The organism is Streptococcus parasuis, from assembly GCF_021654455.1.
In the GTDB taxonomy this organism is placed as follows: domain Bacteria; phylum Bacillota; class Bacilli; order Lactobacillales; family Streptococcaceae; genus Streptococcus; species Streptococcus parasuis.
Window position 1 is genome coordinate 1,664,317 of sequence record NZ_AP024276.1, and the last position, 16,439, is coordinate 1,680,755.

Consider the following 16,439-nt stretch of genomic DNA (forward strand, 5'->3'; position numbering starts at 1 on the left):
TAAATTAAATATTTTTTCGTTTATTTTTGTTAGACAAACGAAAAATCGTGTGTTACAATGTAGAAAAGGAGTCAATTATGGATGAACAAAATTTACGTGAACTTATAGAAAGAAGATACGGTAGCGTTCGTCAATTTTCACTAAAAATTGATATGCCCGCATCCACTATAAATTCAATTTTAAACAGAGGGATTCTTAATTCAAACGTTGATAATGTTTTAAGAATTTGTACAGCACTTGGAATAAAACCTGATATTTTTTCGGTATTGCTAGATAACAACATCGAACAATCTGAAATTCTCGAGATTTACAACAAGCTCGAACCAACTAGACAAGAAAAAGTCCTCGACTATGCCGAGGTACAGTTGGAAGAACAGAATAAGGTTACATCAATCTTTGAAGTTCGTGAGGATTCCGAAGATTACATCACTGACTATGTCGAAGGATTGGTTGCAGCAGGTCATGGCACATTCCAAGAGGACAATCTCCACATGGAAGTAAGACTTCGAGCAAGCGATGTCCCAGAAAAATACGATACAATCGCAAAAGTGGCAGGCGACTCCATGGAGCCAATGATAAAAGATAATGATTTACTCTTTATCAATGTGACAAGTAAGGTGGAAATCAACGACATCGGCATTTTTCAAATCAACGGTAAGAACTTTGTTAAGAAACTTAAACGTGACTATGACGGACGCTGGTACCTACAGAGCCTAAACAATAGCTATGAAGAAATCTACTTGAACGAAGACGACGATATCAGAACCATTGGTGAAGTGGTGGATATTTATAGGGGATAGGAGGAAAATGGATAACAAACGACAACTGACAGCAGCAAGAGATATACTGCTAAAAATTGCAAATCACCCACATAATCCGAAATTCAATTATCTGGCAAAATCAGAGATAACGAGAGCTAAGATTTTTCGGACTGAAAACCTCAACAGACCTCAGAAATATAATCGATACAAAAGAGGAACTATCGTCTTTATCCATTTTGGGACAAATACAGGAACAGAATTTTCAAATTCTCACTTTGGAATAGTCCTAGATAAGAAAGATCACCCAAACAATGGAAAATTAACAGTACTACCCTTAACTTCTAAAAACGGAAAAAATAATATCTCAATCGGGAAAGCTGTCTTTTCGGGGATAATGAACGAAAATGAGACGGCCGTTAATAAAATCAAAGAACTCTTTAAGTTGACAGATGCTATTGAACTATCAAGTTTCAATTTGCCAGAAGGAGGCTATATTTATCGACCAAATGAAGATACTGAACAAACTAGACTATGGTTAGACTACTATAATCGTCATGACCCAGAAGGGAAATTCATCCCAGTAGAAATTGATACCATTAGAAAATGGCTTCAGGCTGATACTGATAAGATTACTTCACTAAAAACTCGCTATGCTAACTATGATAAAGTATCGTATGCTAAAGTAGATTCTATTACATCAGTTAGCAAACTTAAAATAGCTAAGCCAATCAATGACCTCGACCCCATCGGTAGAATCACTTTATCCAAAGAAGTTATGGACGATATTGATAGAGCACTTGCTAAGCAACTTCTTTCTGGCAAGTGGATAAAATTTGACAAAGAAAACAAAGAGTGATATAATACAGGTAAATCTTGGTAGTACCTACTACCATTGAAACATTATTTTGGAGCATTTAACTCCACTGTAAGCACCTGTACTTTGTATAGGTGCTTTTTATGATTTGAACACAAAAAATCCCCACGCTCAACTTTGGACGGTCCGAGCGTAGGGCGAATACGATATAGTAAAAAACCTGCTTTACAGTAGGCCTCTTTACTATACCCATTTTAACACAGAAATGAGGTAAAATCAATGTGGCCAGAAGCACATGAATCCGGAAAAGTGAATTTTGTTGAAAGATACCGTGACCCTTATACGCAAAAATGGAAAAGGAAATCCGTCCTCATGGAGAAAGATACTCCACGGATCAGAAAAGAGGCCCAGAAAATACTGGATGCAAAGATAGCAGATACCCTAAGCAAGCTGAAAAGCTCTGAAATGCTATTTACAGACCTTTTCGACCAATGGTGGACTTTCTACCAGCAAGAAATCAAACGCACTTCAATCGCTTCTCTGAAGGGCAATATTAAGGAAATCAGAGACAGTTTTGGTCTGGATATCAAAGTAGTCAATATTGACCCAAAATACGTCCAAAATTACCTAGACAACCTGGATTGCTCCAGGAACAAGAAAGAGCGTACCAAATCCATGTTGAACCTTGCTTTTGATTATGCAGTTGACTTGGACATCATCAAAGACAATCCTTCTAGACGGGCCAAACTTCCACGGATTAAAAAGACCTTGGAAGACTGGAAAAAAATTGAAGAAAAATATCTTGAGGAAGATGAAATCAAGCCCCTGCTGAAAGAATTGTTCAGGCGACCTAGCACATACCGAGCTGCATTACTAGCAGAATTTATGAGCCTAAATGGCTGCCGTATTGGTGAAGCGGTCAGTCTTGAGCCAGAAAACCGTGATTTTGAGACCAAGATTTTACAATTACACGGTACCTACGACCATACTGAAGGCTATCGTAACGGTGAGAAAACGACCCCAAAAACCAACGCTTCCTATCGTGAAACATTTATGACCAAACGGGAAATGGAAATTATAGAGGAATTGGAGTTCATGAATGAGCTAGAAAAAAATACCAACCCACGTTATCGGGATATGGGCTACATCTTTACAACCAAGAATGGCGTACCTATACAAACCAACTCTTTCAACCTAGCCTTGAAGAAGGCAAATCAGCGACTTGAAAAACCTATACAGAAAAACTTGACCAGCCACATCTTTCGCCATACCCTTGTCAGCCGTCTAGCAGAAAATAGAGTTCCCTTGAAAGCCATCATGGACCGTGTGGGACATGCAGATGCTAAGACTACAACCCAAATTTACACCCATGTCACAAAGAAACTCAAGGCAAATGTCGCTGAAATCATGGAAAAATACTGATTTTATGCCCCAAAAATGCCCCAAAACACAGAAAACAGCCCGTCGAACAAGCTAGAAAAGCTTGATATGACGGGCTTTTTCACGTTAAATTATTTTACAGCGTCTTTAAGAGCTTTACCAGCTTTGAATGCTGGAACTTTTGAAGCTGCGATTTCGATTTCTTTACCTGTTTGTGGGTTGCGACCTTTACGTGCTGAACGCTCACGAACTTCAAAGTTACCGAAACCGATTAATTGTACTTTTTCACCAGCTGCGAGGTAGTCAGCTACTGCTCCAAATACAGCATCAACAGCTGCTGCTGAATCTTTTTTAGTCAATGAAGTTGCTTCTGCAACTTTTGCAATCAAATCTTGTTTATTAGCCATTTGCTAAGTCCTCCAATTGTTTTCGAGTTTTTACTCACCTTAATATAGTACCTAATTTTGGGCATTTGGTCAAGTTTTTTCTATCATCTTTGCACTTTTCTATAGATATCAATAACGATCTGGTCATTGTATAAATCAATCGTATTCACTTTTCCATAAAGTCCAAATTTATTCTCAATAGCAGGTAGTTGAATCTGAATCGTCGCGTTTTCAGCATCTATTTTTACAATATCAGGTAGTTTATAGTTTTTTTGAAGATAGGTTAACACTTCTCCTTTTGGTAATGAAAGGGTCCCTGCTGATATTTCTTGTACTGCTAAAGAAATACTACCGTCTTCTAAACGACTGGGAAAAAAGTAGATATACAAGGGAATATCCATCCCCAGAAGCTGATAATCGCCTTCAAAAATCGCTAACTGACTTGTCAAATAAACCTTGTATTGAAAAGTGTCTGTTTGATACTCTTTCAAATACTCAGCAATGGTAGCATTTAGCTGGTCCTTATTGGTCTCAAAACGACCAACCTTTGCATCTTCACTATTTGTTGGAACTAACTTTGTTAAATCCTCACGCTTACTCTCCAAACGACTGATTACAACAATACTTGTTCCTAAAACCATAGCAAGTAGGATTAAAAAAAGCCATTTCCAACTATTTATTTTTCCATTCTTCTTTTGTGGCACGAATTTTCTCCATTACTGCTTGCTTTATAATTTCATATCCCGTGTTATTAGGGTGAAAACTGTCTTCCCCATATAGTAAATTATTTGCTATCTTAGAAGTATTCACACTAATACCTTGTTCTCCTTCTAAGCCCTTATACAATAAATCATTGATAGGCACAAAGTAAACCCCTGAGAATTTCCGAGTTCGTGATTCTGTTTCTTGATTCCATTTATCCACAACCAATTGCATATCTGTCAGTTCCGGAAAATTCAAATAGAAGGGATTATAAATTCCGATAACATAAATAGGAAGGTTGGGATTGTTTTCACGAGCACGGCGAATAATCTGTTCAAGCCGTTTACCATACTCTGTTGCTGGTTTATCAAAAGTTGAGACATCCAAATTGGTAATATTTTTTAATATAACCTTCCGCAAATCATTGCCACCAACAGTAAGGGTCATCACATCTGCGTCTTTTAATGCTTCTGCTAAATCTGAGTCCTCTTTCATTCGCTTGTAAATCTGGCTACTAGTATTGCCTGAAATACCAAAATTTTGGTAGGTCACCTGATAACCAAACTCATTTGTAAATGAGTTTGCTAGTAAAGTAGCAAAACCTCCCTGACCAGTTGTATCACCAACTCCTTCTGTCAACGAATCACCTAAGGCAAGATAGTAAAGGGATGGTTGTTCAACTATTGTACTATCTTCTGCAGTCAACTTTGAACTAGCCTTTGGAATTACCAAATTTGCGAGAAAAATAGAAAGCAATAAACTCAGAAAAAAGAAAACAAGGGCCTGAATAATTTTTCGATTATTCATAGTGCACTAGAATGGCCCAAGCATCTTCCCCTGTATGGGTCTGAATGATAGAACCTGTTTCTAAAACTGAAATGGGAGCTTGAACATAGGGCTGTAATTTTTCTTTCATTTCATTAGCAAACTCTGGGCCACCTGCATAGGAAATACCAATTTCAGCAATTTTCTGATCCGCAATCTTATTGATAAATTCATCGAGCCATTTTTTAAACGTTTTTGCTCCACGTCCCTTAACAACAGGCTCTAGCTGATGGTTTTTCATTTCCATAATCACACGAATGTTAAGCAATGAACTGATTAGTCCTGTAACACGACCAATTCTACCACCTTTTACCAAGTTTTCAAGAGTGGAGACACCAATATAGAGCTCAGTTTTTGTCCGCACTCTTTCAACAGCTGCAAGAATTTCTTCTTTACTGGCTCCCTCTTTTGCAAGACGAGCTGCTTCAACAACTTGGAACTTAGCGGCTTGGTCAGTAAACGTTGAGTCGACAACTGTCACATCTACTCCTGAAAGGACTCCTCCTTGACGAGCTGCTTCAACAGTACCGGATAATGCATGTGACAAAACAATTGCAATAATCTGACTACCATCTTTTGCCAAGTCTGAAAACGTCTCTGCAAATAAACCAACCGGTGGCTGACTAGTCTTGGGCAAATTTTTTGAATTTCTCATCAAGTTAAGAAATTCGCCTTCTTTCAAATTGCTATCTGAGTACAAAACTCCGTCTATCATGACAGATAATGGCACTACCGTAATCCCTAATTCTTCCACCAGTTGCGGTTCAATAGTGGTGCTCGAATCCGTTACAATCTTGACTGTTGACATAATCTTTTCCTACATTTCTCATCAAATTATTGTTTCTATTATATCAAATCTTGTAGTAAAAATGAACTAGGAGGAAACGAAAATGACGACTAAATACTCGAATAAAGAGTGTTTTTAGTCGTCATATCATGAAAAATCACAAGATATCTAGCGGAAAAATGTTTTATGAATCGTTAATGCTCCCATCACAAATACCAGCAAAGCACTTGCATAATAACCAACTGGCAATTGTTGTAACAACTCTTTTGACAACTGAGCAAACTCTCCTAAAGGAATACTGTAAAGATAGATAACAAGAATTCCAAGAAAGAGAGTCAACAAAGAATTGACTATTTTGGAATGGATAAGCTGGAAGGTTAGAAGCAAAAATAGAATGACCGTAAGAATTGTCACAATTGGATATTGGCTAAAAAACTTCCAACCAGTTATTTGAACTACTGTTAAATTGGCTGTGTCCACAGCACTAGCGAACGGTAAAAACAAACTTACACTGAGTAAGAGTACAAAGAAAAGTTCCAATCGTTTCATCCAGCTCACCTTCTATCTGTTTTATATTCATGGCATAATTGCCTTTTGCACGCTCAGTTTTAAGAGGAAGAAACTCCATTTTGTTAAGATTCCTCTAATGAAACTCCATCTCATTTTAGATAAAAATTGACTCAAGTATCTTTTACACATATTTTATTACATTTTTATATCTTTGTAAAGCGTTTTTATTCATTTTTTTTGTATTTTATAACGCCAAAATGTCATTCTCAACCTATCAACAAGTTAACGTTTTCCATCCCACTCCTGATAAAATTGTTGCAAATACAGTTCCAGAAAATCATGGCGGCCTCGAGCTAGTTTTTTCCCCGTCTCTGTATTCATCAAGTCTTTTAACTTCAGTAGTTTTTCATAAAAATGGGTAATAGCAGAGCCATTAGTAGAACGATATTCTTCTACCGTCATATCCTCACGCACCTTCAAATTTGGATTATGAATCACCCGATTCTTATTGCCAGAGTAAGCCATTGTCCGAGCAATTCCTATTGCACCTATCGCATCCAAGCGGTCAGCATCTTGTACAATCTTACCTTCTAAACTAAGGGGCCTCTGATGAGCTTTGCCACCTTTAAAGGACATATTTTGAATAATATCCATAATCGCTTCAATATCAGACTCGGAACAACCTTGATGAGCTAGTAGCTGACGAATGTCTTCCAATGCTTGTTTCTCATCATCAACTAATTTATCATCAGCTAAGTCATGTACCAAGGCCGCTATCTGACAGATAAATAGATTTCCACCTTCCGCTTCTGCTATTCGCTCAGCCATATTTCGAACTCGGACAATGTGCCACCAATCATGGCCACTACCTTCCCCGGTCATTTTTTCTTCAACATATTTTGCGACGTTTTGTACAATTTGTGTCTGATCCATAACTTCCTTCTCCAAAAAGAGACTGGAATTCCCATCCAGCCCCTATTATGTTAATGAAAACATAAATGAAAATATAGTCATTTGAATTGCTCTGAAAGCGAATACATTCAGATATATTTTTTTCCATCCATTACTTATTTAGTAGTTGCTTTGCCTGCTCTCTTGCAGCATCTGTTACCCTATCTCCTGCCAACATCTTCGCAATTTCTTCAATTCGTTCTTCAGGACTGAGCAAACGAACCCTTGAGACCGTAGAATGGTCATCCGATACTTTTTCAATGTAGAATTGGTAATCAGCAATAGCAATAACTTGTGGTAAATGTGAAATAGCCAACACTTGGCCAAATTGCCCAATTTTATGGATTTTTTGGGCAATAGCCTGTGCCACACGACCGGATACCCCTGTATCAACCTCATCAAAAACAATGGAGGTTTTGCCTTCTTTGCGAGCAAAGGCAGATTTGATAGCCAACATCAATCGAGACAGCTCTCCACCTGATGCCACTCTCACCAGTGGTTTAAAATCTTCACCAGGGTTTGTAGAAATATAAAATTCTATAGCTTCATTTCCTTCGCTATTAAACTTCCCTTTCGTAAATCGAACCTGAAATTGGGCTTTATCCATATAAAGATCCTGCAATTCTTGACGAATAACAGACTCTAATTGTTGAGCCAAATCATGTCTGGCTGAGCTTAATTGGTTGGCCAAGGAAATCACATCTTTTTCCAATAACTTGACGTGATTTTCAAGATCTTCATCAGAAACAGTATTTCCCGTCAAGAGATTGTATTCTTCAGTAATTTTTTCAAAATAGGCTAAAACATCATCAACTGTTCCACCATATTTTTTGGTAATCGTGTTGAGCAAGTCCAGACGGCTCTCCAGTTGTAGGAGTCGGTTGCCATCAAAATCCAAAGCATCAACAATATCACTTAACCGTTTTGCCACATCTTCCACAACATAATAGGCTTCCGTCAAACTTGTAGAGAGCAATTTATATTCCGGATCAAATTCTTCCAAACTTTGTAAATCGCTCATAGCCGAACGTAGATTATTTAAGCTAGAAAATTCTTCATTATCCAAAAGAGCATAGGAATTAGCCAAGGTATCCGCAATCTGTTTGTGGTTCAATAGCTTATCCCGCTCCTGTTGAAGTTGTCTATCTTCACCCACCGCTAAATTAGCCACCTCGATTTCGGCAATTTGGTACTCCAGCATTTCGATCCGAGCCTTATGCTCTTCCTCGTTCTTACGCTTCTCAGCAACTCTCTTTCTCAGTTGACGATAGGCCTCAAATTGTGTTTGATAGTCTTCTTTTAAATTCCAAAACTCATCATCCCCGAAACTATCCAGCAGTTGAATATGGTATTGGGCTTTCATGAGTTCTTCTTGGTCGTGCTGACCATGGATATCTACTAAATGTTGGCCAATTTGCTTCAAAACAGATAGGTTTACCATTTGCCCATTTACACGGCTAACGGAACGCCCATTTTGAAGGATTTCGCGGCGAATAATCAACTCATCTGCCACTTCAATCCCTTGGTCAGTCAAAATCTGCTTCACTGCTCTGCTATTTTCAAACGAAAACAACCCTTCAATTTCAGCCTTTGGAGCTCCATGTCGAATCACATCAGTCGTTGCACGCGCACCCAGCATCAAATTCATCGCATCAATAATAATGGACTTCCCAGCACCAGTTTCACCAGACAAGATGGTCATGCCTGTTTCAAAATTCAATGAAACATGCTCAATAATCGCGAAATTTTTTATCGAAACCTCTAGTAACATGGTCTACCAACTTCTAATGGATTGAACTATTTGAGGCATCATATCACTGTCCTTCAAAATGATTAAAATGCTATCATCATCTGCAATGATACTAAAAATATATTCTTCAAACTGCTCCAAAATTTGGCGCTTGAACACTGCAGTACTACCAGGAACCAAGACCAAATTTAGCATCTGCCCCATGGAATCATACTTTAATAGGTTTGATGTCTTATTCTTTTGCCCACTACCCTTTGATAAGCCATAAATATAGCCCTTATCCTTAGCAGGTACCTTAATAATGCCCAATTCCTTAATATCACGAGAGACCGTTGCCTGTGTGGCATGAACACCCATAGCTTCAAGTCGGTCAACAATTTCTTCCTGTGTATCAATCGGAAATCGAACTACCAAATCTTTAATGACTTCTAATCGTTCTCGTTTATTCATCCTTTTTAAATTCCTCGTGTGCTTGATAAACTACTTTTGTTAATTCCTCTTTGGCAATCGTACTTGGTTGAATGGATTTCTCTAGGTGAGCCAGAAATTCGATATTCCCATGCCCTCCTTGAACTGGAGAGAAACTAAGTGCCTTAACTGAATAGCCATTTTCGACAGCCATTTCTGTAACATCTTCCAACACTTTCAGGTGAACTGATTTGTCCTTGACAATCCCATTCTTCCCAATCTGCTCACGCCCCGCCTCAAATTGTGGTTTGACCAAAGCTACAACCTGGCCGCCCTCCGCTAAAATACGATGGAGTGCTGGTAAAATCAGACTCAATGAGATAAAGCTGACGTCAATGGACGCAAAACTTGGTTGACCAAGTTCGAAATCTCCCAACTCAGCATAGCGGAAATTGTACTGTTCCATACTAATCACGCGCTCATCCTGACGCAATTTCCAAGCGAGTTGATTGGTACCAACATCTACTGCATAGACCTGCTTAGCACCAGCCTGCAACATAACATCCGTAAATCCACCTGTTGATGCCCCAATATCAATTGTTGTTTGCCCCTCAACCGATAATTGGAAAACCTGCAAGGCTTTCTCCAATTTGAGACCACCGCGGCTGACATACTTGAGTTTTTCCCCCTTTAGCTTGAGTTCGATTCCCTCATCAATCTTCTCACCGGGTTTATCGTAACGTTCACCATTGATGACCGATACGACCAGTCCAGCCATAACACCACGTTTGGCCTGCTCTCTCGTCTCGAAAAGCCCCTGTTTATAAGCTAATACATCTACTCTTTCCTTAGCCATTAATTCGTAAACTTTCTATGATTTCTTTAATTTCTTTTGTTGAAAATGGGACTAGTTTAGTCACTTGATCTAGCTCGCTGATTGCTTGATTCAGGGTGTCCTCTAGAAAAACTTTTGAGGCTTCCAAGCCCATTAGGGCAGGGTAGGTAGATTTCTCAGCTAATAAATCTTTTTGGGGTGTTTTTCCGATTTCCTCAAAAGTGGCTGTCACATCCAAAATATCATCCCTGACTTGAAAGGCTAGACCGACAAGCTGACCAGCATTTTGCAAATGGTGGATAACTGTGTCTGTCTGACCAGCAATCAAACCAGCTGCTACAAAAGGAAAGGTCAATAATTTCCCAGTTTTATTGGCATGAATGGTTTGTAATTGCTCCAAGGACAGAGACTGGCCTTCACCAGCCATATCCAAGACTTGGCCAGCAACCATTCCAAAGGTCCCAGATGCCTTAGAAAGCTCTCTCACGAGAGCAACGATTGTCTCAGCAGGTAAATGAACTTGAGCCAAAAATCCAAAAGGATCTAAAAAGAGACTATCACCAGCTAAAATTGCAGTTGCTTCATCATAAGCCTTGTGATTGGTCAAACGTCCACGACGGAAATCATCATCGTCCATAGAAGGCAAGTCGTCATGAATTAAACTCCCAGTATGAATCAACTCTACACATGCTGCCACTTGATAATGAGCAGGCTGCAACTCTATCCCAAAAGACTCCAACATAGTCAACAAGAGCAGGGGGCGAATCCGTTTGCCACCAGCTTGTAGTGAGTAAAGAACCGATTTGTTGAGTCGTTCAGCCACTTGAGGCTGGTAAAAGTCAGCCATGGTTTTCTCTAGGATATTCAATTTGTTAGCTACCATCAACCAAGCTCCGCTTCACTACCATCCGCCTGCATGACCTTAACCAAGGTCTTTTCCGCTTCTGCTAACGTCTTTTGTAGGTCTTTCGATAGGACCATCCCTTTTTGAAATTCAGCAAGTGCTTCTTCCAAAGCCACATCTCCTCGTTCCAATTTGGTTACGATTCCTTCTAGTTCAGCTAAATTTTCTTCAAATGTTTTCGTCTGTTTGGACATGCTTTACCTCCACATCAAGTTGACCATTCTTCATTTGAATGGTTAGATTCTCACCCATTTGTACATTTTCTACACTATCTATGACTCGCCCATCTTGTAAAACCATCGCATAGCCTCGAGCCACAATACGGCTAGTATCTAGCATGGTCAAGGCCTCAATCAATTTATCTGCCTTAGCCTGTTTATGGTTATAGATGTTCGTCATATTGTTTTTCAAGAGTCGCTCCTGCTGGATAATTCTCTCTTTGAAGCTCTCTACTTTACGACCAAGCTGCATCCCTAATAGTCGCTGATCTAGCAAGAGACTTGCCTGCTTCTGCTGGCTATATACTTCTTTCATACGCGTTTGCAATTGATTGGTCAAGCGGTCTAATTTTTGTAAATAACCATCATACAGGCGTTCAGGCTGGCGGAACATGACTGACTGACTAATTTTTTCAAGCTGACCTCTCAGGAATTTCAAACGATTTGTCATGGCCTGATAGGCTCTATTTTCCTGCTGATTGAGGTAGCCCAGTAAGTCTGCCTTGGTCACAGGTGTTGCTAATTCTGCGGCAGCTGTTGGGGTAGCAGCTCGTTTATCTGCTACAAAATCAGCCAAGGTTGTATCGGTTTCATGACCGACACTAGAAATAATAGGAATACGGGATTCAAAAATTGCCCGAACCACAATTTCTTCATTGAAAGCCCAAAGGTCTTCGATAGAACCACCGCCACGACCAACAATCAGAACATCCAAATCATCCCGTTCATTGGCTCTTTGTATATTGGCAACAACCTCCTGAGCAGCTCCTTCTCCTTGAACCTTTGTAGGATAGAGAAGTATTTCCACTCCAGGAAATCGCCTGCTGACTGTCGTAATAATATCCTGAATAACAGCTCCGCTCGGACTAGTAATGACCCCAATTTTCTTGGTAAACCGAGGCAACTCCTGCTTAAACTCTTGCTTGAACAATCCTTCCTGTGTCAGAGCTTGTTTGAGTTGTTCAAACTTTATTGCTAGAGCACCAATACCATCTGGCTCAGCTTTCTCAATGACAATGGAATAAGAACCACTCGGTTCATAAAGCTGGACACGTCCGACAGCGTTGATTTTCATTCCCTCTTCAAGTTCAAAGCCCAACTGTTTATAAACACCAGCCCACATGGTCGCTTGAATGACCGCCTTATCATCCTTGAGCGAAAAATATTGATGGGAAGGTCGTTTGCGGAAGTTAGACACCTGACCTGTCAAATAGACCCTCTCCAAGTACGGATCTCGGTCAAATTTTAATTTCAAATACTTCGTTAGATGACTAACCGATAAATATTCAACCATGCCCACTCCTTCTGTCAGTATCATACTATTATACCAAATTTTGCACTATTATACAGAACCTAACCCATAAATTCCAAACGCTTTCACGTGTTATTTTCGGTATTTTACTATATAATAGTTTATGAAAGATTAGAAGAAACGATGTGGAGAGTTTCTAGGGAGAATATATGAAATTAGATAATTTACGAAAAAGTTCCAATGTTGAGGACCGACGAGGCCAATCTAGTTCTGGCTCGTCCTATTCGTCAGGTTCATCGGGAGGTAACGTCTTATTGGGCTTATTGTTTTCACGTCTCGGGTGGAAAGGAAAATTGCTGGTCCTCATCCTACTATTAGCATTCGGTGGAATGTCTAATTTAGGTGGATTGCTCTCTACTTCTACTGGAACGAATTCATATCAGTCCAGTCAAGTCACCACCACAGGTACAAATGTGTCTGATGCCGATGCTGAATTTATGAGTAAGGTGTTAGGCTCAACAGAAGATTTTTGGACCCAAGAATTTGAAGCCAATGATTTAACCTACTCAGCACCTACCATGGTTTTCTATACCGATCAGACCCAAACGGGCTGCGGTATCGGATCTGCTCAAGCTGGGCCATTTTACTGCTCAGCTGACCGCAAAATTTATATCGATACATCATTTTACCAAGAATTATCTAGCAAATACAAGGCGTCTGGGGACTTTGCAATGGCCTATGTCATTGCCCACGAAGTTGGACACCATGTCCAAAATGAATTGGAAGTTCTTGGGGCATACCATCAAAAACGAGCACAATTATCAGATAAAGAAGGCAATGCCCTGAACGTTCGTCTCGAACTGCAGGCTGATTACTATGCTGGGGCATGGGCTAAATATGTAGATGGTCAAGGTATACTAGATGCAGGGGACATCGACGAAGCCATGAATGCAGCTCATGCTGTCGGCGATGATACCCTACAGCAAGAAGCCTATGGCCGCACCGTTCCAGATAGTTTCACCCATGGAACCTCTGAACAACGAAAAAAATGGTTTAACCTTGGGTACACCTATGGTGATCTTGCCCATGCAGATACATTTTCAGTAGAAAATCCGTAGAAAAAATCCCCAATCATCCGTGTATGATTGGGGATTTTTGATCTATTCGTGTATCTCTATCTCATCTATAAAAGTTGAAACTAGTTCTTTTCACTTCTGACGCAAGCTTCATATGTCTGTTCCATCAGCATGGTAATGGTCATTGGTCCAACTCCTCCTGGGACTGGTGTGATGTAGCTTGCAACTTCTGCTACTTCATCATACTGAACATCACCAATCAGTTTACCATTTGCATCTCGGTTCATACCAACGTCAATCACCACTGCACCTGGTTTGACAAAGTCTTTGGTGACAAAATGACCACGCCCAATGGCAACGACAAGAATATCAGCTTGTCTAGCTAATTCTGGCAGATTTTTTGTCCGAGAATGAGCAATCGTTACAGTCGCATTTGCATCTAAAAGTAACTGCGCCATCGGCTTCCCAACAATGTTTGAACGACCGATAACCACAGCCGTTTTTCCTTCTAGCTCGATCTGATATTCTTTGAACATCTCCATAATCCCTGCTGGTGTTGAAGGAATCATAACTGGATGTCCTGACCAGAATTTACCCATATTAGTCGGATGGAAACCATCTACATCCTTATCTGGATCAATTGCCAATAAAACCTTTTCCTCACTGATATGGGCAGGTAACGGCAACTGGACTAAAATACCATGCCATTCGGAATCTTGATTATAGCGTTCGATTAATGCCAAGAGCTCCTTTTCAGAAATCGTATCTGGTACTCGTACAACTTCGCTCTTAAACCCTGCTGCTAAGGCTGAACGTTCTTTATTCCGCACATAAACCTGACTAGCTGGATTTTCACCCACTAAAATCACCACAAGTCCTGGTGTCAATCCTTTTTCTACCTTCAATTGAGCTGTTTTCTCTGCTAAAGCTGCTTGCATTTTTGCTGCTAATGCCTTACCATCAATGACTGTCATTTCACTATCTCCTCTAGTTTTTTTCTATTATATCGTAAAACCATTCGTGTGACTACGGACGATTCCTTGAAAATCCAACATATAGAAAAACTCCGAACGTTTTCGGAGTTATCCTGTTGTATCTATCGTTATAGGACTTTCGATAAGAAATCTTTCGTCCGTTCTTCTCTCGTGTGTTCGAACACATCTTCAGGAGTTCCATCTTCAACGATTACTCCTCCATCCATAAAGATGACTCTATCAGCAACTTCTCTTGCAAAACCCATTTCGTGGGTTACGATCACCATGGTCATTCCCGATTTTGCCAAATCCTGCATAACCGATAAGACCTCACCGACCATCTCAGGGTCCAAGGCAGACGTAGGCTCATCAAAAAGCAAGACATCTGGATCCATTGCCAATCCGCGAGCAATTGCAATACGTTGCTGTTGCCCACCTGATAAACTCTGTGGATAAGCAGTCGCTTTATCTGGTAGCCCAACCTTAGCCAGTAGGTCCATTGCTTTCTTCTCAGCATCAGCCTTCGTCATTCCCTTTGTCTTAATTGGTGATAAGGTAATATTTTCCAAGACTGTCATATTAGGGAAGAGATTAAATTGTTGAAATACCATCCCCATTTTTTCACGCATCTTAAAGATATCATTTGACTTATCAGTGATATCGACACCTTCAAATGTAACATTTCCCTTAGTAGGCACCTCTAAAAGGTTCATTGTCCGTAGAAATGTTGATTTCCCAGAACCTGATGGACCGATAATTACAACAACTTCTCCCTGTTGGATATCCAAATCAATACCCTTTAACACTTCATTATCTCCGAAGTATTTGTGCAAATCCTTAATAGAAATAATAACCTCTGCCATATCAATGTCCCCCCTTATTCAATTTTTTCTCAAAGTATTGGATGCCCAACGTTAACACACTTGTCACAATCAAATAATAGAAGGCCGCAAATAACAAAGGCTCCGTTGTAATGTAAGTTGACGCAGAGACCGTAGTCGCTCCATTCCACAATTCAACAACGCCGATTGTTGATAAAAGGGAACTATCTTTTACGATTGTTACAAATTCATTCCCCAAGGCAGGTAGGATATTCTTGATAGCTTGAGGCATGATGACATAGCGCATCGCTTGACGAGGACGGATACCGAGTGAGTAGGCTGCCTCCAATTGTCCCTTCGGAACTGCATTAATCCCCGCACGTACTGTTTCAGATACATAAGCCCCTGAGTTCATTGATAGAATAACCATCCCCGGAATCAGACGAGACAAATCAACAGATAAAATACCTAACTGAAAAGTTGGAGCAACTAAATGAGTCATGGTAAAACCAATCATAATCTGTACAACCATTGGAGTCCCACGGAAAATCCACACATAAATATTGGCAAACCAGACAAGTAATTTATATTTACTCCGTTGTGCAAAAGCCAATAAAACACCCAAAATACTACCAAAAGCAACAACAAATACAGCGATAATAAGAGTAACTAATACACCATAATTAAAATAAGCCCAATAATCAGGCAAAAAAGAAAAATTCATATCTCCACTCCTCAAAAGACGTATACTACATTATAACATTTTCGAATAAATATGCAACTACCTAGACTAATTATTCACAAAAGAAAAAGCACCCTTGGCGCTTTTAACTATCCTGTGTTTAGTACAACAGTTCGTAAATTTCCATTGCAATCAAGTCAATGCTGTCAAACGTATACGTCTCACGAGCAGCAACATCACGTAGGGTAAATACTGAACCATTTTCTTCGTCATAGCTGTAGGCAACTTCTGCAACGACAACACCATCACGTTCAAAATTACGTTTCAAGGTACCACCATCACTGGCCATGGCTTCAAGACGATTGATAATTCTCACCAAATGTGATTCCATATTCATTCTCCT

20 protein-coding genes are annotated in these 16,439 nt (G+C 39.8%); 4 read left to right on the forward strand and 16 right to left on the reverse strand.

Annotation, left to right across the window (positions count from 1 at the left end):
- Positions 1-77: 77 nt before the first annotated feature.
- The 3 genes from L6410_RS08405 to L6410_RS08415 all read left to right on the forward strand — a co-directional run bounded on the left by L6410_RS08405 (position 78) and on the right by L6410_RS08415 (position 2,997).
- On the forward strand, positions 78-800 hold the full coding sequence (locus L6410_RS08405) for an XRE family transcriptional regulator (protein ID WP_237395317.1): 723 nt from the start codon (positions 78-80) through the stop codon (positions 798-800).
- A gap of 7 nt (positions 801-807) precedes the next feature.
- Entirely contained in the window at positions 808-1,617 is an 810-nt protein-coding gene (locus L6410_RS08410; protein ID WP_044669109.1) for a MazF family toxin-antitoxin system, read from the forward strand.
- A 237-nt stretch (positions 1,618-1,854) separates the two neighbouring features.
- Positions 1,855-2,997, forward strand: a complete 1,143-nt coding sequence (locus L6410_RS08415) for a tyrosine-type recombinase/integrase (protein ID WP_237395318.1) — start codon at positions 1,855-1,857, stop codon at positions 2,995-2,997.
- Between the two features lie 89 nt (positions 2,998-3,086).
- On the opposite strand, the gene L6410_RS08420 is transcribed toward L6410_RS08415, so the two are convergent.
- The 12 genes from L6410_RS08420 to xseA form a co-directional block, all read right to left on the reverse strand.
- Positions 3,087-3,362, reverse strand: coding sequence for an HU family DNA-binding protein (locus L6410_RS08420; RefSeq protein WP_024385016.1), 276 nt, complete (start codon positions 3,360-3,362; stop codon positions 3,087-3,089).
- Between the two features lie 83 nt (positions 3,363-3,445).
- A complete protein-coding gene (locus tag L6410_RS08425) occupies positions 3,446-4,045 on the reverse strand; it encodes a YpmS family protein (RefSeq protein WP_024392463.1) in 600 nt (199 codons plus the stop codon).
- Positions 4,014-4,850 carry an SGNH/GDSL hydrolase family protein gene (locus L6410_RS08430; protein ID WP_024392462.1) on the reverse strand — a complete coding sequence of 279 codons (837 nt, stop codon included), beginning with the start codon at positions 4,848-4,850 and terminating at the stop codon, positions 4,014-4,016. The genes L6410_RS08425 and L6410_RS08430 overlap by 32 nt, the downstream gene beginning before the upstream one ends.
- Entirely contained in the window at positions 4,843-5,676 is an 834-nt protein-coding gene (locus L6410_RS08435; RefSeq protein ID WP_024392461.1) for a DegV family protein, read from the reverse strand. Before L6410_RS08435 ends, L6410_RS08430 begins: the two co-directional genes overlap by 8 nt.
- A gap of 147 nt (positions 5,677-5,823) precedes the next feature.
- Positions 5,824-6,204 carry a hypothetical protein gene (locus L6410_RS08440; RefSeq protein WP_024392460.1) on the reverse strand — a complete coding sequence of 127 codons (381 nt, stop codon included), beginning with the start codon at positions 6,202-6,204 and terminating at the stop codon, positions 5,824-5,826.
- Positions 6,205-6,447: 243 nt separating this feature from the next.
- Complete coding sequence (locus tag L6410_RS08445; RefSeq protein ID WP_237395319.1) at positions 6,448-7,098, reverse strand: HD domain-containing protein; 651 nt, start codon at positions 7,096-7,098, stop codon at positions 6,448-6,450.
- A gap of 130 nt (positions 7,099-7,228) precedes the next feature.
- Positions 7,229-8,887 (reverse strand): DNA repair protein RecN, encoded by a 1,659-nt coding sequence (recN, locus tag L6410_RS08450; RefSeq protein WP_172016429.1) that lies wholly within the window; start codon positions 8,885-8,887, stop codon positions 7,229-7,231.
- A gap of 3 nt (positions 8,888-8,890) precedes the next feature.
- The gene (locus L6410_RS08455; RefSeq protein WP_024392457.1) at positions 8,891-9,316 is read right to left on the reverse strand and encodes an arginine repressor; all 426 of its coding nucleotides are present in this window, start codon (positions 9,314-9,316) and stop codon (positions 8,891-8,893) included.
- A complete protein-coding gene (locus tag L6410_RS08460) occupies positions 9,309-10,130 on the reverse strand; it encodes a TlyA family RNA methyltransferase (protein WP_237395320.1) in 822 nt (273 codons plus the stop codon). Before L6410_RS08460 ends, L6410_RS08455 begins: the two co-directional genes overlap by 8 nt.
- On the reverse strand, positions 10,123-10,992 hold the full coding sequence (locus L6410_RS08465; RefSeq protein ID WP_237395321.1) for a polyprenyl synthetase family protein: 870 nt from the start codon (positions 10,990-10,992) through the stop codon (positions 10,123-10,125). Before L6410_RS08465 ends, L6410_RS08460 begins: the two co-directional genes overlap by 8 nt.
- Positions 10,992-11,207 (reverse strand): exodeoxyribonuclease VII small subunit, encoded by a 216-nt coding sequence (locus tag L6410_RS08470; RefSeq protein WP_024392454.1) that lies wholly within the window; start codon positions 11,205-11,207, stop codon positions 10,992-10,994. The genes L6410_RS08465 and L6410_RS08470 overlap by 1 nt, the downstream gene beginning before the upstream one ends.
- Positions 11,182-12,525 carry an exodeoxyribonuclease VII large subunit gene (xseA, locus tag L6410_RS08475; protein ID WP_237395322.1) on the reverse strand — a complete coding sequence of 448 codons (1,344 nt, stop codon included), beginning with the start codon at positions 12,523-12,525 and terminating at the stop codon, positions 11,182-11,184. Before xseA ends, L6410_RS08470 begins: the two co-directional genes overlap by 26 nt.
- Positions 12,526-12,692: 167 nt before the next feature.
- Between xseA and ypfJ the strand changes: the two genes are divergently transcribed.
- A complete protein-coding gene (gene ypfJ / locus L6410_RS08480) occupies positions 12,693-13,601 on the forward strand; it encodes a KPN_02809 family neutral zinc metallopeptidase (protein ID WP_024392452.1) in 909 nt (302 codons plus the stop codon).
- A gap of 80 nt (positions 13,602-13,681) precedes the next feature.
- On the opposite strand, the gene L6410_RS08485 is transcribed toward ypfJ, so the two are convergent.
- The 4 genes from L6410_RS08485 to L6410_RS08500 form a co-directional block, all read right to left on the reverse strand.
- Positions 13,682-14,533, reverse strand: coding sequence for a bifunctional methylenetetrahydrofolate dehydrogenase/methenyltetrahydrofolate cyclohydrolase (locus tag L6410_RS08485; RefSeq protein ID WP_172055259.1), 852 nt, complete (start codon positions 14,531-14,533; stop codon positions 13,682-13,684).
- A 128-nt stretch (positions 14,534-14,661) separates the two neighbouring features.
- Positions 14,662-15,396, reverse strand: coding sequence for an amino acid ABC transporter ATP-binding protein (locus L6410_RS08490; RefSeq protein WP_172016423.1), 735 nt, complete (start codon positions 15,394-15,396; stop codon positions 14,662-14,664).
- A gap of 1 nt (position 15,397) precedes the next feature.
- Complete coding sequence (locus tag L6410_RS08495) at positions 15,398-16,078, reverse strand: amino acid ABC transporter permease (RefSeq protein WP_024392449.1); 681 nt, start codon at positions 16,076-16,078, stop codon at positions 15,398-15,400.
- A 118-nt stretch (positions 16,079-16,196) separates the two neighbouring features.
- A complete protein-coding gene (locus tag L6410_RS08500; protein WP_024392448.1) occupies positions 16,197-16,427 on the reverse strand; it encodes a DUF1797 family protein in 231 nt (76 codons plus the stop codon).
- Positions 16,428-16,439: the final 12 nt, after the last annotated feature.

Bases quoted from the DNA above. Each gene is read 5' to 3' on its own strand.
- L6410_RS08430 (WP_024392462.1), bottom strand. From the start codon at position 4,850: ATGAATAATCGAAAAATTATTCAGGCCCTTGTTTTCTTTTTTCTGAGT.
- L6410_RS08485 (WP_172055259.1), bottom strand. From the start codon at position 14,533: ATGACAGTCATTGATGGTAAGGCATTAGCAGCAAAAATGCAAGCAGCT.
- L6410_RS08460 (WP_237395320.1), bottom strand. From the start codon at position 10,130: ATGGCTAAGGAAAGAGTAGATGTATTAGCTTATAAACAGGGGCTTTTC.
- ypfJ (WP_024392452.1), top strand. From the start codon at position 12,693: ATGAAATTAGATAATTTACGAAAAAGTTCCAATGTTGAGGACCGACGA.
- L6410_RS08490 (WP_172016423.1), bottom strand. From the start codon at position 15,396: ATGGCAGAGGTTATTATTTCTATTAAGGATTTGCACAAATACTTCGGA.
- recN (WP_172016429.1), bottom strand. From the start codon at position 8,887: ATGTTACTAGAGGTTTCGATAAAAAATTTCGCGATTATTGAGCATGTT.
- L6410_RS08455 (WP_024392457.1), bottom strand. From the start codon at position 9,316: ATGAATAAACGAGAACGATTAGAAGTCATTAAAGATTTGGTAGTTCGA.
- L6410_RS08495 (WP_024392449.1), bottom strand. From the start codon at position 16,078: ATGAATTTTTCTTTTTTGCCTGATTATTGGGCTTATTTTAATTATGGT.
- xseA (WP_237395322.1), bottom strand. From the start codon at position 12,525: ATGGTTGAATATTTATCGGTTAGTCATCTAACGAAGTATTTGAAATTA.
- L6410_RS08465 (WP_237395321.1), bottom strand. From the start codon at position 10,992: ATGGTAGCTAACAAATTGAATATCCTAGAGAAAACCATGGCTGACTTT.
- L6410_RS08415 (WP_237395318.1), top strand. From the start codon at position 1,855: ATGTGGCCAGAAGCACATGAATCCGGAAAAGTGAATTTTGTTGAAAGA.
- L6410_RS08470 (WP_024392454.1), bottom strand. From the start codon at position 11,207: ATGTCCAAACAGACGAAAACATTTGAAGAAAATTTAGCTGAACTAGAA.
- L6410_RS08410 (WP_044669109.1), top strand. From the start codon at position 808: ATGGATAACAAACGACAACTGACAGCAGCAAGAGATATACTGCTAAAA.
- L6410_RS08435 (WP_024392461.1), bottom strand. From the start codon at position 5,676: ATGTCAACAGTCAAGATTGTAACGGATTCGAGCACCACTATTGAACCG.
- L6410_RS08500 (WP_024392448.1), bottom strand. From the start codon at position 16,427: ATGGAATCACATTTGGTGAGAATTATCAATCGTCTTGAAGCCATGGCC.
- L6410_RS08445 (WP_237395319.1), bottom strand. From the start codon at position 7,098: ATGGATCAGACACAAATTGTACAAAACGTCGCAAAATATGTTGAAGAA.
- L6410_RS08405 (WP_237395317.1), top strand. From the start codon at position 78: ATGGATGAACAAAATTTACGTGAACTTATAGAAAGAAGATACGGTAGC.
- L6410_RS08420 (WP_024385016.1), bottom strand. From the start codon at position 3,362: ATGGCTAATAAACAAGATTTGATTGCAAAAGTTGCAGAAGCAACTTCA.
- L6410_RS08440 (WP_024392460.1), bottom strand. From the start codon at position 6,204: ATGAAACGATTGGAACTTTTCTTTGTACTCTTACTCAGTGTAAGTTTG.